The organism is Psychrobacter sp. ASPA161_9, from assembly GCF_051970275.1.
GTDB lineage: Bacteria > Pseudomonadota > Gammaproteobacteria > Pseudomonadales > Moraxellaceae > Psychrobacter.
On the sequence record NZ_JBEFNI010000010.1, the window covers coordinates 83647 to 108768 of the forward strand.

The window sequence follows — 25122 nt, forward strand, 5'->3', positions numbered from 1 at the left end:
GTTAGTATTAGGGTTTCTTATTTTTGTACGTCTATATTATAGCTAGGTATTCATGATTGACCACGCCGTTTATACGCTAAGTATGCTTACCGCAACAGCACTGTTAGCGTACGTGATACTGTGGTCAGGGTTACAAACTTTTAATGCCAATCCTAGCAAGCGCTTTATGCGCATATGGCCAAAGTTGGCATTGTATTATGCGGCTTACACCATGCCGATTTGGGCACTGCTATTGGTGATCGGTCGAGCACAAAACGTGACGCCAATGCTGGCACAGTTATCACTACCGATAGTAGTGATTGCGATAGTAGCGATGGGATTATATTTTTATACCGTTATTGTGCAGCCTAATTGTTTGCGCCTGCACCATCAGACGGTTGATATTGGTTTAAAAGCGCCCTTGACCGTAGCAGTATTGGCAGATTTACGGATTGGGTTATATAGTGGTAAACCGCGACATATACGTAAACTTGTTGCGACAATCAACGAGTTATCGGCGGATGGGGTATTGATTACTGGTGATTGGCTTTATTATCCGGGTGCCGATTTAGTCGGGCAACTGATGCTCTTTAAAGGGGTCAATAAGCCTATTTATACGGTAATGAGTGTTTCAGACTTGCGCTATCAGTCGATGAATACCACCAAACAGGGGCAGCCATTATTAGAAGATACTTTAGCTTGCGCCTTTGATGTGCTGGACATTACCTATATCGGTCAGCAATGCCGCTCCCTGCCGCCGATATCTACCCGTTCCGCTACAAATAATCCTCAAAGTGTGCGATCGCAAGGCTCAAATCTTGCACCTCATATTGCGATGTTGTGCGGTTGGCAGGATATGCCGCCTTATTATCTTAAAGGCGCAAGCTTACAAGTTGACAATGCACAGTCTTGTAAAAACCCAGTAACCAAACCTTCTAAGATAGATAAATCTACTCAAAATACCACCGCCAATAGTGATGTCATTGTGGTAGCCGACAAAGCAGAACTTTGTACTAAAATCGAAAATGCTGTGTTACCAGTTATTATTCTTGCCTCACGCTTTGATAGTATTACAGATTTGCCAAAAGCATTGCAGCCAAGACCACTACTGATTGCAGCTGCTGCAAAATCAGTAAAACCGAGTGACAATTTAAGTCACTCATCGCAGCAGCAACGTTCTAGTAGCGAGGCTGGTATTAAATCCACTATTGTCTCTTATACTGGTTTTGATAATAGACGCGGTTTATATCAACATGCTAGCGCACAGGTATTCGTGAGTAGTGGTATTGGTACACGTGGGTCACCATTTCGTCTGCGCCGTCCCACCATCGACGTATTGACGATTCGTTGAGAGTAAGCAAAAGGTTTTACCCATGCTGATAAGTTGCGCTAGACTTAATTGTGAGCCAAGAAGAAAAGTTAAGTTTGAGTTCTCTACAAATAATAGCCAATTGAAGCGCAATTGTTAGTGAGCGATTAAATCAAAATATGCTACACTATCGGGCATTTATATTAGTAGTTGATGTTAATATTTAATGAAGCAGGGCAGCAGTCCTTGCACACGACCTATCATGTAATAGCTTTAACCAAAGCTAGGACAATACAGTAAGGCACAGTTATGAGTACAGCATACGACGACATCAAGACCCGACTACAAGGCTCAATGGTAGCTTTGGTAACGCCCATGCACCCTGACGGCAAGGTCGATTATAAACGTCTGTCAGACCTCATAGACTGGCAGATCGAGCAAGGCACCCATTGCCTCGTTGCGGTTGGAACCACTGGTGAGTCTGCTACCTTATCTATGCAAGAGCACAGTGATGTCATTCACTATTTTGTAAAGCATGTTAACGGCCGCGTACCAGTCATAGCTGGTACGGGCGCCAATAATACGACTGAAGCTATTAAGCTGACCCAAGACGCTAAAGAGGCTGGCGCAGACTGTGCGCTGTTAGTTGCACCTTATTATAATAAGCCGCCACAAGAAGGCTTGTACCAGCATTACAAGGCTATTGCTGAAGCAGTTGACATACCGCAAATGCTCTACAATGTGCCGGGTCGTACGGTCGTAGACATCGCACAACAAACCGTAGAGCGTTTAGCTGATATCGACAATATTGTAGCTATCAAAGATGCAACTGGTTCTGTTGGTCGCGGTGAGCAATTAATTAAAGCTGTCGGTGATAGAATTGTCATCTTATCTGGTGATGATGGCACTGCGCTTGATTTAATGAGAGTAGGCGCAAAAGGTAATATCTCTGTGACTGCAAATGTCGCCCCCAAATTGATGAGTGAAACCTTCACAGCCGCTCTGCGTGGTGATTTTGATACAGCAAATGCGGCACACGATATTGTTAAGCACTTGCATCGCGATCTATTTATTGAGTCGAGTCCTATTCCAGCAAAATACGCGTTACATAAAATGGGTATGATAGATACTGGTATTCGTCTGCCGCTAGTATGGTTGGCTGAAGAACACCATGCCACTATTGATACCGCTTTAGTACGGGCCAACTTACTATAAATATCGGCTAGAAGTTGATTATAGATGCGGTGCTAAATATTACCAGCACCGCCTCCATATGAGTGTCGATTGCTAACTCTGAGAGATAATATGATGAAAGCATCATTAACTACCCCAAAACGACTTACCGCTATACTCACTTTGGTTTTAAGCAGCACTTTAGTATTGAGTGGCTGTCAAGCTACCAAAGAGCTACTTGGCAAGCGCGACAATGGCAGCTTAGAATATCAAGACAGCAAAAAACTTGCCCCACTAGAGCTGCCTGTAGCTCAAGAAGCCGCGCCATTTGTACCGTTATACCCAACACCAAATCTTGGTGCCAACACGCTTAAATTACAGAACCAATCAGGCAAACAGTATCAACTACCAAAGCCTGAGCGTGCAGTTCCAGTGACTGCAACACCTACTAATTAAAGATTTAGATCCCCAGTTATACCGCCAGTCTTTTGGCGGTAGTTGCGCGTTTTTATCATATAAGTTTGAATGAACAGGACCCTCCACCATGCAAAAGCAACAATTGCTCTATAAAGGCAAAGCAAAATCTGTCTATGAGACTGACGACAATGATTTTCTAATCTTACACTTTCGTGATGATACCTCTGCCTTTGATGGTAAGCGAGTTGAGCAGTTGGCACGTAAAGGTGAGGTAAATAACCGCTTTAACGCTTTTATTATGCAAAAGTTAGCAGAAGCTGGTATCGAAACTCATTTTGAAAAGCAGCTGTCAGACAATGAAGTATTGGTTAAGCGTCTCGATATGATTCCAGTGGAATGCGTCGTGCGTAACTTCGCTGCAGGTAGTCTGGTACGTCGTCTGGGTTTGGAAGAAGGTCAAGCACTTACGCCACCTACTTTTGAGCTATTCTATAAAGATGATGCACTTGGTGATCCAATGGTTAACGAATCATTGTCGGTGACGTTAGGCTGGGCGAATGAAGAGCAATTGGCGCAAATGCAAAAGCTAACTTACCAAGTTAACGATGTACTTAAAGCATTGTTTGAAGCTGGCGATTTGATGCTAGTGGACTTTAAATTAGAGTTTGGTGTGTACCATGATCGCATCGTCTTAGGTGATGAATTTTCGCCAGATGGTTGCCGTATTTGGGACAAAAACACTAAGAAGAAACTTGATAAAGACCGCTTCCGTCAGTCATTAGGTGATGTCATTGAAGCTTATGAAGAAGTTGCTAAGCGTATTGGTGTGCCATTAAGCTAAATGCCTTATTAAGCTCGTGCTGAATACGGATAAAATAATTATAAAGAACTGAGCCCTGCGTTCAGTTTTTTTATGCAAAAAATAACTGAACCACCAAGAAAGATACACGACTAAGAGGCCTTATTATTCATATAATAAATTTTATTTTTTAAAACAGGCTGATTGATACCTATGTCTAAAGCTATTACAACCACTGTGCTAGAGCCAATATGGTTTACTCGTCCAACGTGTGTGGTTGCCGCTGACTTGGTGGGTAAGGTGCTTTGTAGACAGTTAACTGATAGTGATGGAGAGGTCAAAACATTGCGTATGCGTATCTCTGAAACCGAGGCTTATATTGGTGAAGATGATCCTGCCTGCCATTCGCATGCAGGCACCCGTACGTCACGGACTGAGATTATGTATGAGCAAGGTGGGGTATTTTATGTCTATCTTACTTATGGCGTACATCACATGCTTAATTTAATCAGTGGGCCTGCAGAGTCACCTGAATCGGTACTAATAAGAGCTGGATTTTTAACGGACTGTAGTGATCAATTGATAGATGAGCAGCATCTTAGCGCTGACAAACAATTAACGCATTCAAAGCAGTTTGCTGGTCCAGGTAAACTGACTAAACGTCTGCAAATTGACCGCACTTTATATAGTAAAACTATTAGTCCTGCATCAAATGTCTGGATTGAAGATGATGGTTGTCAGCCGCCGTTATCGCTACGTCGACGTATCGGCATTGATTATGCTGGTGATGCGAAAGACTGGCTACTGCGTTACGTATGGACGGATCATCCTTCTTTATCAAAAAAGTAAAGGGTATGATTGTTTTGCATGATTTCTTTTTGGGTGATTTCTTCATCAAGTTAAAACTATGAGGCCAATGTATGTATAAATTGACGGTTTTTATTCCAGACAGTGCTTTAGAGCAGGTCAAATCTGCACTATTTAGCGCGGGTGCTGGGACTATCGGTAATTATGAGCAGTGCTGTTGGCAAGTACAGGGAACGGGGCAGTTCAGGCCATTGGCAGGCAGTACGCCTCATATTGGTATGCATGACAAACTTGAAGAAGTTGATGAGTGGCGAGTTGAGATGGTGGTAAATGAGGAAATTATTCACAAGGTTATTGATGCCTTAAAAAATGCTCATCCTTACGAGACACCTGCATACGATGTTATCAAGGTTTTAGATTTTTGAGGGTAAGTTTTGCAAAGGCAACAGTAATTGCTTAAATATCAGAGACGAAAAAAAGGCCAAACAAAACCAAAGACTGGCTTGTTTGGCCTAGGGCACCAAAACTTTAACGATGCCAAAAGCTTAACTTCGTGCTAATGCTGATTTCATTAATAATCAGTCTTTTTTAACCTTGATTACATCTAGGTTAGGATAGCTAAGCTCAATCTCATAATCTTGTCCGCCACGTGTTGCCTCAATCTCAAAGATGCCGCGTTTTTTCTTCTCATCGAGTTCGATATCTGTGACTCGATAGCCCATCGCACTGACCTTTCTGATCGCACGCTGTCGAATAACTGGATAACGTGATTCGTTTTTGAGCCTATCTTCGACATTGTGACCTTTCTTTTTACCATTGTCTTTGTACTGACCATTACCATAGTTTTGCTTGTTGTGTTTGTTCTTATCTTTACGATAATCATCGTTATCTTGCCAGTCGTTTGACCAGTCTTTCTTAACTGAACTAATACGCTGAAGGTCAGGATAAGTGTATTTTAATTCGTAAAACTGATTTTTCTTTTTCGCATGGACAACAAGTATTTGGCGACCACGATAGTCATCAGACCTGATATTTACTACATCGTAACCGCTGCGACGTAGCTCTTGGCGTAATTGCTGGCTAGCACGACTGAAACTACCATCACGGTAGACTGGTTGATTATCGTAACCTGATGCCACAGTACAGCCGACGGTTGCGCCTAATAGCGTTACTGCCAAACCTGCTGAGACGGCAGTTTTCATGGTTAATCGAGATAGGAATGTCATAATCTATTTACTCCTCTAGTGAATCAAAGCTCAGTATGCAAATATTTTTTTATCATTACCATTTGTTAGATTATTCTAGATTTATAATAGGTATGACATATTAGAGTGATTAAGGAAATAGCTTCTTAAACTCTCGTATTCATTTGTTATTCTGCTCTTTGAAATAATTTCTTACATAAGCATAGTAGTCCACAAAACTTGATAACAAATGTCGGTAGCGTTAATAAAGTGTAAACGATATGTGTGCGCCCGTAAGAATTCAATGACTTTTGATCAATGTTAATCAGTAAGTAGTAGGTTTATCGCTAACTAGCTAGCGATTTTCACTATAATTAAAGGTGTATAAAGAAAATAAGATAATAAAAATTATATTATTCACAGTGGTTTCGTTGCTAGAAATTTCAGTAGAAGAGAAAGAGTGTAAATAGGGTATAATTTTGACTGAAGTGATATATACCTCTGCAAGTCAATTTGTATGGGCATTCTATCAATTGATTTGCATGTAAATTTGTCGTTTGATCAATGAAATGACTAAAAATTTACTGTATAAAAATTAAGAATATATCATTTTGAAATATTCGTGTAAGCATATGCTTACAAGCAATGACGTTTATGCGACTTAACAGGAAGGTGATAATTTGACACTATAGTCACACGGCATTAGGGAGTGTGACTCAAGGATTGAGTTAACCGCATTAGGGATAATGAGTCATTTACTAGCATCAGGATGATAATAGTAAATGAAGTAAGGATGCACAACCTTTGCTGATAACCGTAGTAAAAAGGGCAGGATGCCCAGTATCACAATATGCTGAATATTATGCAAGGATGTATAAGAAACAGTCGTGATAGGTAACATGGATAGTTAACAATAAAACCGCATAACAATTATTTGCTATGCGGTTTTATCGTGTCTAGACATTGAGAAAGTCTTAATAGATTAAACATCTCATACTTCTTTTATTTTTCAGTCGTTGTTCCAAAAACACCTACCAAAATTTATATAAATATTAGTCAATAAAAAACCGCATGAACTCATGCGGTTTTTTTATTTAAATAAATGGCAATCTAGTATTTATTTTCGCGGCGCCAGTCGTCTACTTCACGTTCAGCATCATCTTTACTGTGACCGTAACGCTCTTGAACCTTGCCTACTAGTTTGTCGCGACTGCCTTCAACATGTAATAAATCATCATCAGTTAGGTCAGCCCATTTTTGCTTAACTGAACCCTTCATTTGGTTCCATTCGCCTTTTAGAGTATGTTCGTTCATTGTTATTTTCCTTCTTTTAATTATTAAATTGAATTTTGAGACGTTTCTTCCATCTGTCTTTCTTTGATTTGTAACTTTATTCAGTAGCTATCGGTAAATATCAATAGGCTAGCTGGTGATATCTAATATAGGCGTTCAAAATTGCCTTGTCTGTATACGCAATGTTTAGAGTGTTGCTCTTTTATAGAAATTAGCATGCCTATGTTATGAGTCGCATATTTGTGTAATAACTAGCGTAGTTTCCAGCAAAATACGTAAAAATAGTAAGCAAATTTAAAAGTAATTAGTAAAGATATAAAGGCTCAGTAAATATTTTTTTAAAAGAATTAAGCTTTGCTGCAGATTTAATTATAGACTTATTGTCTAAATGACTATAGCCTTATAGTTGAAATAATAAATACATTATATGCTTGATCAAGCTACGGTAGATTGACAGTGAGTGCATTTAACATAGTGAGTTCTAACAAATTAGAAACAAAGCGTGAGCTGGCAAAAGCGAAAACGCGTCATACCCTGCTAAAAAGTGCCTTGCAGCTGTATAGCTTAGAGGGTACTTATGGCATGAGCATGAATAAAATTGCGAAAGGCGCAGGTATTGCCCAGCCCAGTTTTTACAATCATTTTGATAGCTTAGATGCGTTGCAGCATGAGTTGAGCGAACAGCTTAAAGATAACTATTTATCGCCCATGCGTATGGCTTGGGTGAATATGCTAAGAGACTATGCAACGCTGACCAGAGATCAATTCAATCAGCGTTGCCAGCACTGTTTGACCATGATTTTTGATGTGGCGTTTCAGAATATCGAATTGTTTCAACGCTTAATCGAAGACAGTCTGCGCTATGGTTCAACAGTAGAAGATAGAGGCTTGGGAAGTCTGATTAGCGAGATACAAACAGAGTGGACGGATATATTCATGCAAGGATTACAGTCAGCCGAGTGCTCTTTTGAGAAATCTGAAGTTAACCTCTGTGTCGATATCGCTGCTGCCCAAGTACATGAATTGATATTGGGCTGCCATCAACAACGTTATTCACGACAGCAAGCAATTACGATGTTGAGTAAGAACTTTGATTCACTGTTCAGCAGTTTTTTTACAAAAGAATTGCGAAGAGTAAATGGCTAATTATTTAGTAGCTAGCCATTAAGGTTATTAAAGATATTGAAGTCATAAAAGTCATAAAACGGAATTTATATCGAAACAAGATATTAGAAATAACAAGGAGCGCGACCATGGCTAATGAACAAATCAAGATGAATGAGCAAACCCATTTTAGAACCTGCAATTTATGCGAAGCCATGTGTGGCATCGTCATCCAGCACGATGGTGACAAGGTGTTATCGATTAAAGGCGATAAAGACGATCCATTCTCCAAAGGTTATATTTGTCCAAAAGCGACTGCCTTGCAGGACTTGCATGAAGACAATGATCGCCTGCGTCATCCGGTTGAAAGAACCGCTAACGGTTGGAAAGAGATTAGCTGGCCAGATGCTCTAGATAAAGTGGCGGCTGGTATTCAGTCGGTACAGAAAAAACATGGTAAAAACGCTCTTGGTATTTATTTAGGTAATCCTAACGTCCATAATCTGGGCGGCATGTTAACGATTAAGCATTTACTCACCAGTATAAAAACGCGTAGTCGTTTTTCTGCGACTTCTATCGATCAACTGCCGCACCATATCGTGAGTATGCATCTGTTTGGGCATATGCTGCGCATTCCTGTGCCTGACGTCAATCGTACCCAATATATGCTCATCATTGGCGGCAATCCGCTGGCGTCTAACGGCAGTATTATGACCGCACCGAATATGCGCCAAAAGCTCAAAGATATCAAAGCACGTGATGGCAAAGTGGTGGTAATAGATCCAAGACGCACCGAGACGGCAGATATTGCTAGCGAGCATCATTTTATTCGCCCAGCGACGGATGTCTTACTATTACTTGCCATGCTTAATGAAATCTATTTACAAGGTTATGCGGACAAAGCGCGCGCTAAAAATAATAGGGCGGCGGCCTTAGCACCAGAGATTGAGCGCATTGCAGACTTTGCTAAAGACTATAGTGCCGAATCCGTAGCTGATATTACTGGCATTTCTGTAAGTGAGATTAAACGACTGGTCAAAGAGTTTTGTGAAGCCGAAAGCTCCGTCTGTTATGGGCGCATGGGCGTATCAGTGCAAGAGTTTGGCTTATTAAGTCAGTATCTCATTATGGTCATTAATATTGTCACAGGCCGCTTGGATGAAGTTGGTGGCCTGATGTTCCCCAATCCTGCAGTCGATGTGGTCAATAACTCAGGCCCAGGCTATTTAGGTAAGCGCCATAGCCGCGTGAGTAATTTGCCTGATTTTAATGGTGATTATCCAGTGGTTGCGATGGCGGATGAGATGCTGGTAGAAGGCGCGGGACAGTTAAAAGGATTTATGACTGTCGCTGGCAACCCTGTACTCAGCACGCCCAATGGTGAAAAATTAGACGAGGCGTTTACCAACTTGGACTTTATGGTCGCTATTGATTACTTTGTCACAGAAACCAGTCGTCATGCGCATATCATTTTGCCACCAGTCTCGCCGCTAGAGCGCGATCATTATGACGTTACCTTTAATAATTTTGCCGTACATAACGTAGCTAAGTATTCAAAAGCTTTATTCCGTAAGAAAAAAAGTGCCAAACATGACTGGCAAATCTACTTAGAATTGGCAAAACGTTTAGATAAAAAAGCACCACTTGCAACCAGAGTTGAGCGTCTACTAGTAAAGGTTTTGGGACCGAAGTTTGTGCTCAATCAGGGACTAAAGCGTGGGCCTTATAAGGGTCTAAACTTAAAGAAACTAAAGAAAAATCCGCATGGCATTGATTTAGGAGCTCTCAAAAGGATGTTGCCAGAAGCTTTAAAACATAAGGACAAGCAAATACATCTTAACGTTGATTTTTATAAAGCAGATTTAGAGCGTGTACAGGAGATGGTGCAGGACTATGATGATCAGCAGATTCTATTGATTGGTCGTCGCCATGTACGTAGTAATAATTCGTGGTTGCATAATAGCTATCGCTTGGTAAAAGGTAAGCCACGCTGTACGCTTATGTTGCATCCTGAAACGGCTAAAGAATACGGTATCGAGGACGGTCAAAACGTAAAAGTTACCTCACGCGTTGGCAGTGTGAATATCATCGCAGAAGTCACCGATGAGCTGATGCCAAGAGTGGTGAGCATCCCGCATGGTTGGGGTCACGGCCGTAAAGGTGTGAAACAGAAGATTGCTCAAGCGCATGCAGGCGTCAGTGTGAATGACTTGACGGACGATACGTTAATCGATCAGTTAAGTGGTAATGCGGCGGTCAACGGCGTACCTGTGCAGTTAGAAGCAGTTGAGCCTGAAGTGGTTGATTTGGAGACTACTGATTCAAGCGTTGATTCCGAAACTGAATCTTCCAACATTGAATCTTCCGATATTGAGTCAGGAAATGCTGCATAAAATTAGCATTGCGCTAAATTGAAAGTCTAACATTTGAACAAAGAAGGCATCTATAAGGGCGTCTTTTTTATATCTATTATTCGCTTATGGTTTATACAAGGCGAATACGTATTACGTATGGCTGGTAAAAATTTTCTTGCTTGCTGTGCGCTATGCCAGACAGAGGCTGCGAAAATTTCTACCAGCCAAAATATATTGGCTTTAAAGATACTATCTATGAGAACTCACACCAACAAAGTCAAAATCGACTGGCGGTGTTTCGCCCTGTATCAATAAGCTAATAGCTTTTGCCGAGCCACAAGCATGCGTCCAGCCAAGCGTACCATGACCAGTATTGAGCCATAAATTGTCAAAACTAGCGTTTGTATTGTGACTACCGTGACGGACTTGACCCTTATGCGCGCGTCCTATTAACGGTACGTTTGATGGGGTCATCGGTCTCAGTCCTGTCCAATATTGCACAGAGTTAGCAATGATGCCTTTCGGGAATAGCTGCTGTACACGGCGAGTGATAGCTTCACAGCGTGTGCTATTCAAATCCAAATTGTAGCCATTGAATTCTGCCGTGCCAGCAACGCGCAATTTATCGCCAAGGCGTGAGGTCACGAGCTTAAACTCATCATCAATGAGACTGACAAAGGGTGCTAGGTGAGGGGCGCGCGGATTGATTTGATAAGTGGCCGAGTAGCCTTTGGCAGGGAAGATAGGCAGGTGAATATTGAGAGGCTTCATTAATGCAACGCTATAGCTGCCAAGTGCCAGTACATGGCTGTCTGCACTAAAGGTTTGCGCATTTTCGCCCTTGGGACGGATAGTGATGCTATGGATATGCGGACTAGTAGAGTGGGCGTCAGCGTTTAACGTCAAAACCTCCGTATCATATAAGAACTGCACGCCAGCCTTGGCGCAGCGCTCAGCTAAGCGCTGAGTAAATAGATGGGCATTACCTGATTCATCACGGCTGGTATAAGTAGCGCCTTTGAGCTTATGGGCAACAGGGTAGAGCGCTGGCTCCAGACTGACGGCATTATTGATATCAATGATATGGCGTTCGCAGCCTAGCTCTTGCATACGCTGTGTTGGCACAATGGCGGCATCAAACTCAGCCTGGTCGGTATAAAAATGCATGATACCGCGCTTTTGCTGCTCGTAATCAATACCGATATCAGTACGCAGCTGCTGCAAACTATCTCGTGAATATAATCCTAGACGTACCATTTGTACCAGATTGGCATCAGCTCTATCTGCGCGGCACTCTTGCAAGAACTGCATTGCCCACTTAAGCTGCGCCTTGTCAGCGCGTAAGCGATACAGTAGCGGCGCATCCTCTTTAAACAACCATTTAAGCGCTTTCATTGGGGTAGTAGGATTGGCCCAAGGAGTCGCGTGCGAGACGGATATCTGCCCACCATTGGCAAACGAGGTCTGCATTCCCGCTGCAGATTCTCGCTCAATGACAGTCACATCATAGCCTGCTTGGCGAAGATACCATGCAGTGCTTACACCCACCACGCCTGCTCCGAGTACCGCAATATGTGTCATAGGACGCTCTACTGTGATTTTTTAGTAGCTATTAAAGTTCTTAACAGTTATCAGTTACTATCAGTACTTCTAGTTAATGCCACTAGCCCATTACTGCGGACGCGCAACATCGGCTTGGAGTGCTGGTGGTAATTCTAATAGGGTAAGTTCGCTATCATCAAGGTGTGCTGGGCGTGCAACAACTAATGCTTCAAAGCCTTCGGCAGTAGCAACGGCATTGACCACTTGGATTTTATCAAGCTTGTCACCTGCTGCTGGGACATCACCTGAGCCTTTCACATAATGTAAAAATGCTTTGGGTGCCGCTTTAAAGTAAATGCGAGCAATGACTTCTTGACCCAAATAGCAGCCTTTATCGTAGTCCATACCACCGCGTTGATGGAGGCGCAGCTCTTGCGGCTGAAATTGACCTTGCGTTGCTGCCACGATCCAATAGTTACCGTTTTCGATACTGCACTGCATCCAAGCTTGAGTATCTGCTGGCGTATTATGATCGTCCTTATGACTAAAGGTCGGCTCATCAGCGAGCACACAAGGGTAAATCGCTATCGGTGCGCTAGTCTCAAACTTTGAAAATGCCCCGAACTTTTTTACATGCGTTTGAAAAGACTCAGCGCAATCGGCACTGATCACTACATCAAAGTGCTTTTCCGCTTGTTTTTTAATCCAAATACCGAATTCAATACGACCTTTTAAATTGCTAAGCGCCGCTGCTTGATAGCTAAGTCCGAGCTTGGTGACATCACAAGTCAATTGCCCTTGTAAGAATTTTTCGGCATCCTCGCCTTGGATGGTTAATTGTGCAAACTGCGGCAAAGTCGATACATTTAAAGATTGAGTCATTGTTATTATCCTTCTGATGGAAGTTTGTCCTAAAGATAGAGGTATTAAAACTATATAAGGCTAGGAAGAGTACCACAAAAAACAAGGTCATAAAAAACGCTGTGGTTAAGCTTTAAATTGGGCACAGCGCCCAGTTTTCAACCGTACAAATTGGTTAAAGGGTACGAGTTACGGTACAATGTTATATCTAGGCTGGGTCTAGAATAAACCTAAATGATGATGGCTGCCGAGGAAATTATGAGCTTACCAAATTGCCCAAAATGTGATGCTGAATATACGTACGAAGATGGTGCGTTACTGGTATGTCCGATGTGTGCTCATGAATGGACGGCGGATGAAACGGATGCGGCGCAAGCTGAAGACCAAGACGCGGTCATTCGTGATGCGGTCGGTAACGAGCTGCAAGATGGTGACGCGGTTACTGTCATTAAAGACTTAAAGGTCAAAGGATCGTCAACCATTATTAAAGTAGGTACTAAGGCAAAAAGCATTCGTCTATTGCCAGATGCTACCGATGGTCATGATATTGACTGTAAACTTGATGGCTATGGCCCGATGAAGCTTAAATCTTCGGTGGTTAAAAAGGCTTAAACTAATACGTTTCGTTTAAAAAAATGATATTAAAATCTGATAATAATTAAGCAGAAAATTTACTTTTCATAAAATAATAGAAGTTACTAAATAGTAAATTAGTGAATAGAAAGCGACTAAATAAAAGACCACTAAATAGAGAATAACTATGAGCACTAAAAACGAACAGCTTTTCGCGCAAGCACGTAAGCATATCCCAGGTGGCGTAAACTCGCCAGTCCGCGCCTTTGCAGGGGTAGGTGGTACGCCTATCTTTATGCATCGTGCTAACGGCAGCAAAATCTATGACACCGAAGACAATGCTTATATCGATTATGTCGGCTCGTGGGGACCAATGATTTTGGGTCATGCGCATCCAAAAGTGATCGATGCCGTAAAAAAGGCTGCTGATGATGGTTTAAGCTTCGGTACACCAACACCGTTTGAAACCACGGTTGCAGATAAGATTTGTGAAATCGTCCCGAGTGTTGAGATGATTCGTATGACCAGCTCAGGCACAGAAGCGACCATGAGTGCGATTCGTCTGGCGCGTGGCTATACCCAACGTGACAAAATTGTCAAATTTGAAGGCTGCTACCATGGTCATTCAGACAGCTTGTTAGTAAAAGCAGGTTCGGGCATGCTTGATATTGGTGAACCAACGTCAAAAGGCGTACCAGCGGATTTTGCTAAGCATACTATTACGATTCCTTATAATAATCCGCAAGCGATTAAGGATTGCTTTGAGAAATGGGGTGAAGAGATTGCCTGCGTTATCTTAGAGCCGATCGCTGGTAACATGAATATGGTCATTCCGACCCAAGAGTTTCATGATACTTTGCGTGCAGAGTGTACCGCGAATGGCGCGGTACTGATCTTTGATGAGGTCATGACGGGCTTTCGCGTTGGCCTTGGCGGTGCACAAGCACACTTCGGCATCGACCCTGACTTGACGTGCTTTGGTAAAATCATCGGTGCAGGCTTACCGGTTGGTGCTTTCGGTGGTAAGAAAGACATCATGTCTTGCATAGCGCCACTTGGCGGTGTCTATCAAGCCGGTACGTTATCAGGTAACCCACTGGCGATGCGTGCTGGTATCGCTATGTTTGAAGACTTAACAGCAGACGGTTTTTATGATGAATTAGCAGCAAAAGTAGACAAGCTGGTTGATGGTTTTCAAGCGGCGGCTGACAAGCATGGTATTAACCTGCGCACTAATAAATTGGGCGGCATGTTTGGCATGTTCTTCGTCAGAGACAGTGAGACGACTGTACCTCAGAACTTTGATGAAGTGACAGAGTGTGATATGGACGTGTTTAATACCTTCTTCCATGGCATGCTAGATCGTGGTATCTATTTGGCACCGTCTGCTTATGAAGCTGGCTTTATGTCTATCAAGCATAGTGATGAAGATATCGAAACTTCAATTAAAGCGGCTGATGAGATATTTGCAGAAATGGCAAATCGTAACTGAGCCAGTTGTAGCTTTAAGTATTTAAAATAAAAAACCAGCCACTGTGCTGGTTTTTTTGTGGCTAAAACTTATTCATTTCATAAAATCATTTCAAACAAAGTGAAGGAGTTTGTATAACGAGTATTTTGATTAAAGATATTGAATAAATCAAAAAATAGTCTCTGTCAGTACCATGGTTGAATGCTCAACACGGCCTATAAAACAGCTAATAAATTGTGCTATTCTGAGAATAATCATGATAATTAAGCAAGGACGCTAACCGATGAATACTAGCTTTGACAATAATGCGCCTAGCAGTACTATTCCACCGCTGTGGCAAGCCGCGTATGAGAAGTATGGGCTAAGAAATAATCTAAATGTGTTAGAAGATAAGCACAATCTGATAGATTTATTACAACCAAAGATTGATCAGCACAGTGATTCTGTGGCTTTTAGTATGGGGCCTGCAACGCTAACCTTTGCGCAGTTAGATATCGCTAGTCGCCGCTTTGCCGTTTTTTTGCAAACACAAGGAATAAGCAAAGGCGACCGCATTGCTGTACAACTACCAAATATATTACAGTATGCCGTGGTATTACTTGGTTGTTTGCGGGTGGGTGCGGTACTGGTCAATGTTAATCCAATGTATACCCACTATGAGTTGGCGCATCAGCTGACGGATGCTCAAGCCTGTGGTCTTATCGTCCTCGATGGTATGAGCTCTGCTTATGAGCAGTTAGAGAATGACGTTAAGGCGCAACTAAAATGGGTCGTTAGATGTTCTATAGATTCTAACGCTGCACCTTCTGATAATGATATTGCCTTATTAAGTCAGATTGGCTCAAATCAAACCCACTCAGCCAATGATTCCCATAGCGTACCAGTATCAGCAACTGCTACTGAATCATCGCAAGAAAACATAGCGCCTGATAACATAAAGTTTGCACACATTATGCAATCGCAGCGCGCAGAAGACTTGAAAGACGTCACTATTGAGCGCGAAGATTTGGCCTTGTTGCAGTATACCGGTGGTACGACAGGTAAGCCTAAAGGTGCGATGCTCACGCATTACAATGTCATGGCAAATGTCTGTCAGTGTTATGCGATGTTTGGCAGTGCGATTGAAGCGGGACGTAGCGAGCAGATTAAAATACTCAATCCGCTGCCGCTCTATCACATCTTCTCATTTACTGTTTGTGGTTTGCTTGGTATCTATGGCGGTTGGGAAGATATATTGGTTACCAACCCACGTGATATCGACGGATTAGTCAAGATCATCGAGCAGCATCGTCCGCATGTTATTCCTTCAGTCAATACTTTATTCATTGGTATGCTCCATCATCCAAAATTTGCCAGCCTTGATTTTAGTCGCTTGGCGTTATCTATCGGTGGTGGCACCGCGATCATCAAAGCAGTATCTGATCAGTGGCAACAAGTCACCGGTATGATTATCAATGAAGGTTATGGCATGTCTGAAACCTCTCCAGTTATCTCTTTTAATCCACCTGGGATTAGCAGTTTTAATGGTAGTGTTGGTTTGCCGTTAGCAATGATGGATATCAAAATCATTGACGAAAATGGGTCAGCTTGTGCTATTGGAACGCCTGGAGAAGTGGGCATCAAAGGCCCACAAGTAATGCGGGGCTATTGGCGCCAAGACAACACTGATACTTTTACCGAGGATGGCTATTTTAAATCAGGTGATATCGGAGTGATGGATGACGAGGGCTTTTTGACGCTCGTTGATCGTAAGAAGGATATGATACTGGTCTCAGGATTTAACGTTTATCCAAACGAAGTGGAAGCTGCGTTGACTGAGCATCCAAAAGTGCTTGAAGTGGCGGTGATTGGTATTGAAGATGAGCACAGCGGTGAAGTGCCTAAAGCTTTTGTAGTCAAAAAGGATTCGAGCTTGAGCGTAGAAGAGTTACAAGACTTTGCAAGCGAGCGTTTAACAGGTTATAAACGCCCGCAGTCATATGAGTTTATCGATGAATTACCTAAGACGGCAGTAGGCAAAATACTGCGTAAATCTTTGCGCTAAATGAGCATCTTACTAAGCCAGTCTAAGCTCTCAAAATATAAAAACACTGGGCTGCAATTTTTAGCAGCCCAGTGTTTTTTATTTATATCCAATATAGCAACTTAAAGGCTTAACTTTATCGTGCCTTATCAAATTTACGATCTTTTAAGCTTAAGTTACCACGCAGTACATCGGTATACATACGAAAGTCGCTAGCAAAGCTCTTTAGTGGAAACTTAAAAGAGGCAGGTTTGTTTTTTTCAAAGAAAAAATGTCCGACCCAAGCGCAAGCATATCCTGCAGCAACGCCTTTTAGTAAGGGTTTTGGCGAACGGGTTTTGACCGACTTTGCCAATCCCAACAAGCCAAAGCTACTACCTGCGAAGTGCAAACGACGGCAAGCCATGTTTTGATGCTCATCCAAATAGAAGTCATAAAACTTCTGCTTTGTTGGGCTCACTGTCTTTATCAAGTCTCTATTGGCATTACCGATACTTTGAGCGTCGGTATTTTTAGTAGTGTTTTGTGTGGTAGTTTGATTCATTTGTTTAGCTTCCTTGCTAATTGTCTATCGAAGACAGGTGTTAGTTCTGATAATTAAAAGGCTTTCTACTTCAATAAAATTTATAGACTGTCATTAAGTGACTGTTATTTATTACAATCTTGATGACTTTCAATGTAGCAAACCGATATCAGTAACACAAGTAATAAGTCTTGATGGAGTGTCTGTTATTTTATTAATTATGTGCTTGACGCTTTACCATAATTTGCGTCACTTGCCACTTTTTGGCATAAATGCTTTAATGGCAAAAATTGCGTCAAATACGTGAGCAGTTTGGTGTAATGGGCACGCGTTTATGTGCTTGTGGTTTTCATACATTTTAATCGTCTCATTTTGACCAATATCTTCTCTCATCTTTATCTGACAGGGTAACTATTTTTCCTATGCTCAATAATGACATTATAGATTCGCCGCTTGCTGATGATGAACTGATGGCTGCCATCGATATTGGTTCGAACAGTTTTCATTTGGCTATTGCCCGTCTTGATCACGGTGAAGTTCGAAAAGTGGTTTCCATGTCCGAAAAGGTGCAGCTAGCGGCAGGACTAGATGAGCATAATATTTTAGGCGCTGCTGCTGAGAAGCGTGGTCTTGAATGTCTTAGCCGTTTTGTCGCTCGTCTTGATGCCGTATCACCTGAGCGTATTCGTATCGTAGCAACGAACGCGTTACGCCAAGCCAAAAATGCCAATGATTTTATAAAACGAGCTAACGAAATACTACCGAAGCCCATTGAGATTATTTCTGGACGCGAAGAAGCGCGACTGATTTATCTTGGTGTCTCACATACTAATGCTAGTAGTGATAAGCGCTTGGTTATTGATATTGGTGGTGGTTCTACTGAATTTATTATTGGACAAGGATTTGATCCGCTACTGACTGAAAGCTTACAGATGGGCTGTGTGGCCTTTACTAAGAAGTTTTTTGCAGATGGGCAGATTACCAAAGAAGCCTTTAATAATGCCATCGTTGCCGCACGTAAAGAAGTGCTGGCTATTAATGGTCAGTATCAAAGGGCAGGCTGGAGTAGTGTCGTTGGCTCTAGTGGTACGATTAAGGCGGTGCGTAATGTACTGGTATCGAAGGGCTGGGCAGATGAGCAAGAGCGTGTCACTTATCAAGGCGTCAAAAAGTTAGAGAAATTGCTGATTAAGATTGGTGATGTAAATGACATTGAGCTGGAGGGTGTGAAAGAACACCGTAAGGCAGTATTCCCAGCAGGCGTAGCCGTACTACGTGCCACTATGAAAGTGCTTGGCATTGAGACTATCGCTTACTCTGATGGGGCGCTACGCGAAGGTGTGATGTATGACATGCTTGGGCGCTTGGCTAGCGAAGATGTACGTGATCGCAGTGTGTTGGCACTAATCAAGCGCTATTCGGTGGATAAAAAACAAGCCAGACAAGTGGTCAGAACCAGCAAACACCTTTTTAAACAAGTTAAAGAAGATTTGCAATTGACCAATGATGATGCTGACGTATTGAGACGTGCGGCATATTTGCACGAGATTGGGCTGGCAATCAGTCATAGTAGCTATCATAAGCATAGCGCCTACTTACTTGAATACTCAGACATTCCAGGATTCTCACAAGTAGATCAAAAGCGTATGGCGCAGTTGATGCTCAACCACAGACGTAAGCTAAAAAGCGATGTGCTTGAGCAGACCTGTAACATTGGCGGTGATAATCTGGTCTATTTATGTCTATTTTTGAGGCTCGCAGTCTTGGCACACCATAGCCGTAGTGAATATGAGCTGCCGGATATACGGCTAGCAATAACTGCTCCCAACTGCTGGCAAATTACTGTCAGCACCGATAAAACACATTATGCTTTTTTGTTTTCAGACCTTTGCGTTGAAATTGAACAATTTGCAAGATGGGGTATTAAGCTTAGCGTTGTTGAAGCCACGTTACCAGCGTAGCCTGTATGTCTCAGGTAGCTAAATAAATACATTACAAAAGCGTTGTTAGCAGTAATGCCGCAGTATATAAATTGTGCTACTATAAGTTTTATTGAGTTTACAACTGTACCTTATTTCTAATTGCCAGTGACAGTTACTTATTGATAGCTTGTTAGGGTCATTTTAGTGAGTCATCAATTTAGCCTCAAATCAATTATTACATGTGATATTGCATCTTATAAATCAGATAAAACGACAAAAGGGAAACGTCTATGAGTACCGTCTGGGATAGCGTTCAGCTTGCACGGCATGCCAAACGTCCATTATTTATGGACTATGTTAATCAGCTGTTTACAGAGTTTGATGCATTGCACGGTGATCGTGCTTATGCTGATGACAAAGCAATTATTGGTGGATTGGCACGCTTTGATGGTATGCCAGTAATGGTCATCGGACAACATCGCGGTCGTAGTACGCGCGAGCGCATTGCTCATAACTTTGGTATGGCCAATCCTGAAGGTTATCGTAAAGTGATACGTCTGGTGAAAATGGCAGAGCGTTTTAACATTCCGGTCATGACTTTTGTAGATACGCAAGGTGCTTATCCAGGTATTGGTGCTGAAGAGCGCGGACAGGCGCAAGCAATTGCTGAGAGCATTGCGGTATTTTCAAGTCTAAAGGCGCCTATTATCGTCACCATTATCGGTGAAGGCGGTTCAGGTGGTGCATTGGCGATTGGGGTTGGTGATAAAGTAAACATGCTACAAAACAGTATTTACTCGGTCATTTCTCCTGAAGGCTGCGCGTCTATCTTATGGAAGACTGCTGAGAAAGCGCAAGATGCCAGTGAAGCATTGAAGCTAAATGCCATCAATCTTTATCAAATGGGTTTGATTGATGCGGTCATCGAAGAGGGCGAAGGCGCACACCTTCATCCGCAGCCAGTGATGAATTCGCTAAAAGCGCTTCTTCTTGAGCAGCTAGATGAAATCAAAGATATGGACGCAGACGTTCGTTGTGAGCAGCGTTATGAAAAGCTAAAAACCTTTAACTCAGAAGTCATGTTGCCTTGCTGATTTAATATAAGATGCTTAACCTTAATGCTAAAATAAAAACGTGTCATTTTATGGCGCGTTTTTTTTGTTTATAAATGTGAATAAATAAGACTGATTATGACTAGTAGTGCCATCTTGCAATATCCTATTGAGCCAGTAGCAGCGTTGCCAATTGATGATGATTTGGCCAAGGCCTTATTGGCCAGTATGGCTGAGTATAGAAGTCAGCTACACGGTCGGCGCATCTGGCTGGCATGTAGTGGTGGCCGTGATTCTTTGGCATTAGCAGCGCTATGTGTGCAGTTATATCGACAAGGTAAACTGCCGTTTTTGCCGCAATTATTGCATGTTAATCATGGGCTGCAAGCAGATAGCCGTCATTGGGCAGAGCATGTCGCTAAGTGGGCGCACATTCAGCAATTACCTTGTCAGGTGTTAGTCGCCAAGGTAGACGGTCATGACGAACAAGCGGCGCGGCAAGCACGTTATCAAATTATGCGCGCCCATATCAATCAAGATGATGTTCTGCTCTTAGCCCATCATGCTGATGACCAAGCTGAGACGGTATTAATGCGCTTGATTCAAGGGGCAGGGGTCAATGGCTTGTCGGGTATGCAGGCGTGGCGAGTACAATCGCAAGGCACGCATCGCAATGTATTATGGCGACCTTGGTTGTCGGTACGTCGTGCCACCATCAGTCACTATGCTCAGCAGTTAAAGCTGCCTTATATCGATGATCCTACCAATGAGGCTGGCGATAATGTGCGTAGTGGCTTGCGTCGCGAGGTGCTTCCAGCGCTCACAGCTTACAACACTAATGCAATAGCCAATATTGCTCGTAGTGCGCAATTACTCGCGGATGCTCAGGCTATTGTGAGCGATCAAGCAAAGCAAGACTTGCAGCAAACGGCTATTGTTCCGTCCGCTACTGTTTCGAGTTATCCACCGTTTCAGCGTGTACTGAATATTGGTGAGCTACATACATTGCCTGTTTATCGGCAACGGCAATTACTGCATACTTGGCTAACGCAAGATGAACCACTGCCACCGCCTAAGCAACTTGTAGATAATGTTTTTAATTTAACTGAGCGTAATGATCACGACCATCAAACCCAATTAGACTGGCAAGGACGTACCCAACCATACAGCATCCGCCGTTATCGTCAGCAATTATATCGTCTTAGTAGCACTTGGCTCGAATGGCTAGCGTTACCACTTACTGGACAAACGCAAACTTTACCTCATTCAAGTTTGGCTCAAAACGTTTTTGCCAGAAATAGCTTGTCTCAAGATAAGTCAGCAACAGTTACATTGCGTACAGGGAAAGGTGTTGATTGGCAATTAGAGATTGCGCTCAATACCTTGATACAGTCTATAAGCGATAAGTTTATAAGCAATAAAGATGAGATTGATCTGAAGTTTGCGCCATTAGGTCGGCAACAGCGCGTTCAAACTGCTCTCGCCACGCGTCCGCAAGCAGGGAAAAAACTCTATCAAACGCTTGGAGTGCCTGTATGGCTGCGGGATAGCTTAGTGGTCGTTAGTGCTGCATCCGCTCAGAAAGATGAAGAGTTGCCGTTATTGCTAGTATCGCCATTTGAAAGTTGGGTGCTAGGAGCTGATAAATCATTAGCGAACGCTACAAATGTTCTGAGCAAGCTATGCAAGAGTTTGTAACCATTAAGTGTTTGAACTGGTCCTAACATCACTGCTAGCGTCATCAATTTATCAAACGGCTCCCGTGGCAGTATGGTAAACTAAGTGTCATTTTAGATGTCACGATATACTTTAGAAAACTATACCTTTGAATAACTTGAGTTTTGTTAGTAGGGAATAATAATGTCAGTACTAGATAATAAAAAGATCAGCTTTATCGGTGGCGGAAACATGGCACAAGCTCTAATCAGTGGGCTTATTGCCTGCGGTGTTAAGCCTGAGCTAATAACCGTATCAGCACCTAGCGCCGAGACGCGTGAGCAGTACGCTGATCAAAAAATGAATACAGTTGATGCCAGTGTAAATCCAAAGGCTGCGGTCATTGATGCTGACGTCATCGTCCTAGCGGTAAAGCCCCAAGTTATGAAAAAAGTCGTCAGTGAATTTGCTGATGCCCTAGACAACCAGCTAGTGATATCAGTGGCAGCAGGGCTATCGACTGATATCCTCTCTACCATGCTTGGTGGCTACCGTAATATTGTACGCGCGATGCCAAATACGCCTTCTAAAATACAAATGGGTGCAACTGGGTTATACGCGACTGATGATATCAACGAAGCACAGAAGCAGCTGGCAACAGCAGTTATGGAAGCCTCAGGTCTAGCCATGTGGGTAAATGATGAAGAGCATATGCATGCGGTGACCGCTGTTTCTGGTTCAGCACCGGCCTATGTGTTTTATTTTATCGAATCGATGATTGACGGAGCAGTTGCGTTAGGTCTGGATAAAGAGCAAGCATCCGCGTTAGCTATGCAGACTGTATTAGGCGCAGCCCAGATGACTATTGATAGTGATGACAGTCCAGCCGAGCTACGTCGTAAAGTCATGTCGCCGAATGGCACTACGCAAGCGGCTATCGAATCCATGCAGAGTAATGAGATTGGTCGCCTAATTGCTGAAGCAATGCAGGCCTGCTATGACCGTAGCCAAGCACTAAGTAAAGAAAATGAATAGTCTAATAAGAATTTAATTTAATAAAAAAATCCTTTAATATAAATAAGCCACGGCTGTAATGGCATTTAATAGTGGCACATTGAGTAGCGTTTCATGAACAACATGTTGTTGCAAATTTTTGATTTAGTCACCACTTTCGCCATGATGCTGGTGTTTATCCGCTTTATGCTGCAGTTTGCAGGGATGGATGCAAGCAATCCTATGATTGCCCCTGCTTATAAAGCCACGCGTATCGTAGACACGTTTGGACGCATTTTTCCGACGGTTGCTCAAGGTCGTATAAGCATTGCGGCGATTGTGCTGATGTTTTTAATCCGATTGATTGATATCTCTGGTAAAGCCGCGTTAACGCATAAAGGTATTGCGCCTGCACCGTTGTTTTTCGCTGGTACCACCAGTTTGATTTTAGACTTTTTACGCATGTGCCGCTATTTAGTTATTGGTTCTATTATTGTGAGCTGGATTGTGGTGTTTACCAAATCTGAGCATCCTATCATTGGTATCATCATTAATTTGGCTGAACCTATCTTAGCGCCGTTTCGCCGCATCACGCCAAACTTAGGCATGCTTGATTTATCGCCAATGGTTGCCTTTGTTGCTTTTCTTCTGCTCGAGATGTTTATCAGCGGCTTGGCAGCGAGCTTTATGCCAATGTTGGGCTAAGCAATATTTCGTATCCAATACTATTCTTAAAAATATTTACTATAAAAAAGACGCTCTCTTAATAGGGCGTCTTTTTTTATGCCTGTTCTCATTTAAGTTTACTTTTGAAAGGTGATAAAACGGTTCGGGATCAATTGTGCGCTGCTATCTTCAGGATGTGGACTATCTGCTGCAATCAGCGTTTGCGTAATCCAGCGATCAGCAGCTTTGACCGCAGCAATCAGCTCGTCACCCATCGCTAAACGTCCAGCGATGAAGCTGGCTAGTGAACATCCAGAGCCATGAAATTCGCCTTCTAAGCGTGGCAAAGTACTTTGATGTACCATTTCACCGTGCACATACAAGTATTGCTCTATATCGCCACTATCAAAGTCGTGAGAGGTTTTAACCAATACAGCATGACTCCCTTGCGCACATAATTTTTGCGCAGCAATATGTAGATCTTGTTCACCGCTTAATGCGCGTAGTTCATGAGTATTTGGCGTGATTAGCGTAGCGTAGGGGAGCAGCTCTTTGAATGCTGTGACCAACGTTTGCTCATCGCCCAAGCTACCACCGCTATTGGCAACCAATACAGGGTCAAGGACAAAAGGCGTATCTTCATTGATAGTCTGCTGCGCAAATAAGCGCGTCAACATAGCAATGTTGTCTGTAGTGCCAAGCATACCCGATTTAATAGCGCGAACTGGTAAATCATTAAGTACCGTTGTTGCCTGATCCTTTACCAGTGTTGCAGCACAAGCGTCAAAGCCAAATACCTGTTGCGAGTTTTGCACAGTAATAGCAGTACAGGCGACTGCGGCATGTCCACCTGCTGCGCCGATTGCTTCAATATCTGCTTGTAGCCCTGCACCACCTGAAGGGTCTAATCCAGAAAAACATAACACCACTGGTCGCATAACGTTCCTTTTCGTATTTTATTATGATTATCAAATAAGACAGTCATTTGACTACTATCAAATAAGACAGTCATTTGACTACTATCAAATGACTACTAAATAGTTAATGAGTATTTACCAATTATTATTAGTTGCTAATTACTATAGCTAGCCTAATCCTAAAAAGCCATAGTAGTAGGCTACATCTTCAATTACGAGTTCTTCGATTACGAATCCTTCAATTGCAGATGCTTTAGTTATAGGTGAGGTAGTTATAGATAAGCTACTTCAAAACCATTCAAAACACAGTTAAAAGCTTGAAATAAAGGCTTATAGACCCCTTAAAATGCCTATTATCCAAAATTAATCAGAAAGTGTCATGAAAATGACGGGTAACGCTTGCAATTCGTTTCGGCTTTGTTATAATACTCGCCCACGACATAAGACGTATCATTAGCATCGATACTATGTTTAGAAAGGATATTTGTTTAAAAGTATTTTTAC

General features: G+C 42.5%; 22 protein-coding genes. 16 read left to right on the plus strand and 6 right to left on the minus strand.

Annotated elements, in window-relative coordinates; all coding sequences use genetic code 11:
* Positions 1 to 52: 52 nt before the first annotated feature.
* From ACTQ9S_RS11870 to ACTQ9S_RS11895, 6 genes are all read left to right on the plus strand, one after another.
* A complete protein-coding gene (locus ACTQ9S_RS11870; RefSeq protein WP_440455049.1) occupies positions 53 to 1330 on the plus strand; it encodes a hypothetical protein in 1278 nt (425 codons plus the stop codon).
* A gap of 267 nt (positions 1331 to 1597) precedes the next feature.
* Complete coding sequence (dapA, locus tag ACTQ9S_RS11875) at positions 1598 to 2503, plus strand: 4-hydroxy-tetrahydrodipicolinate synthase (protein ID WP_440455050.1); 906 nt, start codon at positions 1598 to 1600, stop codon at positions 2501 to 2503.
* A 90-nt stretch (positions 2504 to 2593) separates the two neighbouring features.
* Positions 2594 to 2917: a hypothetical protein gene (locus tag ACTQ9S_RS11880; protein ID WP_227514092.1), complete on the plus strand. Its 324-nt coding sequence runs from the start codon at positions 2594 to 2596 to the stop codon at positions 2915 to 2917.
* An 88-nt stretch (positions 2918 to 3005) separates the two neighbouring features.
* Positions 3006 to 3719 carry a phosphoribosylaminoimidazolesuccinocarboxamide synthase gene (purC, locus tag ACTQ9S_RS11885; protein WP_068033906.1) on the plus strand — a complete coding sequence of 238 codons (714 nt, stop codon included), beginning with the start codon at positions 3006 to 3008 and terminating at the stop codon, positions 3717 to 3719.
* Positions 3720 to 3890: 171 nt separating this feature from the next.
* Positions 3891 to 4526, plus strand: coding sequence for a DNA-3-methyladenine glycosylase (locus tag ACTQ9S_RS11890; RefSeq protein WP_440455051.1), 636 nt, complete (start codon positions 3891 to 3893; stop codon positions 4524 to 4526).
* Between the two features lie 71 nt (positions 4527 to 4597).
* Positions 4598 to 4909: an NGG1p interacting factor NIF3 gene (locus ACTQ9S_RS11895; RefSeq protein ID WP_440455052.1), complete on the plus strand. Its 312-nt coding sequence runs from the start codon at positions 4598 to 4600 to the stop codon at positions 4907 to 4909.
* A gap of 153 nt (positions 4910 to 5062) precedes the next feature.
* Here the strand turns inward: ACTQ9S_RS11895 and ACTQ9S_RS11900 are convergent, their stop codons facing one another.
* Complete coding sequence (locus ACTQ9S_RS11900; protein ID WP_440455053.1) at positions 5063 to 5710, minus strand: hypothetical protein; 648 nt, start codon at positions 5708 to 5710, stop codon at positions 5063 to 5065.
* Positions 5711 to 6778: 1068 nt separating this feature from the next.
* Positions 6779 to 6982 (minus strand): CsbD family protein, encoded by a 204-nt coding sequence (locus ACTQ9S_RS11905; RefSeq protein WP_068325522.1) that lies wholly within the window; start codon positions 6980 to 6982, stop codon positions 6779 to 6781.
* A gap of 453 nt (positions 6983 to 7435) precedes the next feature.
* Between ACTQ9S_RS11905 and ACTQ9S_RS11910 the strand changes: the two genes are divergently transcribed.
* Both ACTQ9S_RS11910 and ACTQ9S_RS11915 read left to right on the plus strand, forming a co-directional pair.
* The gene (locus ACTQ9S_RS11910) at positions 7436 to 8107 is read left to right on the plus strand and encodes a TetR/AcrR family transcriptional regulator (protein WP_158510465.1); all 672 of its coding nucleotides are present in this window, start codon (positions 7436 to 7438) and stop codon (positions 8105 to 8107) included.
* 107 nt (positions 8108 to 8214) lie between these two features.
* The gene (locus ACTQ9S_RS11915) at positions 8215 to 10458 is read left to right on the plus strand and encodes a molybdopterin oxidoreductase family protein (protein WP_440455054.1); all 2244 of its coding nucleotides are present in this window, start codon (positions 8215 to 8217) and stop codon (positions 10456 to 10458) included.
* 210 nt (positions 10459 to 10668) lie between these two features.
* Here the strand turns inward: ACTQ9S_RS11915 and ACTQ9S_RS11920 are convergent, their stop codons facing one another.
* Positions 10669 to 12000 (minus strand): D-amino acid dehydrogenase, encoded by a 1332-nt coding sequence (locus tag ACTQ9S_RS11920; protein ID WP_350655643.1) that lies wholly within the window; start codon positions 11998 to 12000, stop codon positions 10669 to 10671.
* A 90-nt stretch (positions 12001 to 12090) separates the two neighbouring features.
* Complete coding sequence (gene ygfZ / locus ACTQ9S_RS11925) at positions 12091 to 12843, minus strand: CAF17-like 4Fe-4S cluster assembly/insertion protein YgfZ (RefSeq protein WP_440455055.1); 753 nt, start codon at positions 12841 to 12843, stop codon at positions 12091 to 12093.
* 237 nt (positions 12844 to 13080) lie between these two features.
* Here ygfZ and ACTQ9S_RS11930 point away from each other — a divergent pair, with 237 nt between their 5' ends.
* The 3 genes from ACTQ9S_RS11930 to ACTQ9S_RS11940 all read left to right on the plus strand — a co-directional run bounded on the left by ACTQ9S_RS11930 (position 13081) and on the right by ACTQ9S_RS11940 (position 16910).
* Positions 13081 to 13434 (plus strand): zinc ribbon domain-containing protein YjdM, encoded by a 354-nt coding sequence (locus ACTQ9S_RS11930; RefSeq protein WP_068038859.1) that lies wholly within the window; start codon positions 13081 to 13083, stop codon positions 13432 to 13434.
* A 148-nt stretch (positions 13435 to 13582) separates the two neighbouring features.
* On the plus strand, positions 13583 to 14887 hold the full coding sequence (hemL, locus tag ACTQ9S_RS11935) for a glutamate-1-semialdehyde 2,1-aminomutase (RefSeq protein ID WP_440455056.1): 1305 nt from the start codon (positions 13583 to 13585) through the stop codon (positions 14885 to 14887).
* Between the two features lie 262 nt (positions 14888 to 15149).
* Positions 15150 to 16910, plus strand: a complete 1761-nt coding sequence (locus ACTQ9S_RS11940; RefSeq protein WP_440455057.1) for an AMP-binding protein — start codon at positions 15150 to 15152, stop codon at positions 16908 to 16910.
* 115 nt (positions 16911 to 17025) lie between these two features.
* Here the strand turns inward: ACTQ9S_RS11940 and ACTQ9S_RS11945 are convergent, their stop codons facing one another.
* Entirely contained in the window at positions 17026 to 17433 is a 408-nt protein-coding gene (locus tag ACTQ9S_RS11945; RefSeq protein ID WP_068033933.1) for a DUF962 domain-containing protein, read from the minus strand.
* 419 nt (positions 17434 to 17852) lie between these two features.
* Here ACTQ9S_RS11945 and ppx point away from each other — a divergent pair, with 419 nt between their 5' ends.
* From ppx to ACTQ9S_RS11970, 5 genes are all read left to right on the plus strand, one after another.
* Complete coding sequence (gene ppx, locus ACTQ9S_RS11950) at positions 17853 to 19373, plus strand: exopolyphosphatase (protein WP_440455068.1); 1521 nt, start codon at positions 17853 to 17855, stop codon at positions 19371 to 19373.
* A 251-nt stretch (positions 19374 to 19624) separates the two neighbouring features.
* On the plus strand, positions 19625 to 20428 hold the full coding sequence (locus tag ACTQ9S_RS11955; protein ID WP_068033939.1) for an acetyl-CoA carboxylase carboxyltransferase subunit alpha: 804 nt from the start codon (positions 19625 to 19627) through the stop codon (positions 20426 to 20428).
* A 96-nt stretch (positions 20429 to 20524) separates the two neighbouring features.
* On the plus strand, positions 20525 to 22084 hold the full coding sequence (gene tilS / locus ACTQ9S_RS11960; RefSeq protein ID WP_440455058.1) for a tRNA lysidine(34) synthetase TilS: 1560 nt from the start codon (positions 20525 to 20527) through the stop codon (positions 22082 to 22084).
* Between the two features lie 162 nt (positions 22085 to 22246).
* A complete protein-coding gene (proC, locus tag ACTQ9S_RS11965) occupies positions 22247 to 23077 on the plus strand; it encodes a pyrroline-5-carboxylate reductase (protein ID WP_440455059.1) in 831 nt (276 codons plus the stop codon).
* A 93-nt stretch (positions 23078 to 23170) separates the two neighbouring features.
* Positions 23171 to 23740: a YggT family protein gene (locus tag ACTQ9S_RS11970; protein ID WP_440455060.1), complete on the plus strand. Its 570-nt coding sequence runs from the start codon at positions 23171 to 23173 to the stop codon at positions 23738 to 23740.
* Between the two features lie 98 nt (positions 23741 to 23838).
* On the opposite strand, the gene ACTQ9S_RS11975 is transcribed toward ACTQ9S_RS11970, so the two are convergent.
* Entirely contained in the window at positions 23839 to 24639 is an 801-nt protein-coding gene (locus ACTQ9S_RS11975) for a hydroxymethylpyrimidine/phosphomethylpyrimidine kinase (protein WP_068033947.1), read from the minus strand.
* Positions 24640 to 25122: the final 483 nt, after the last annotated feature.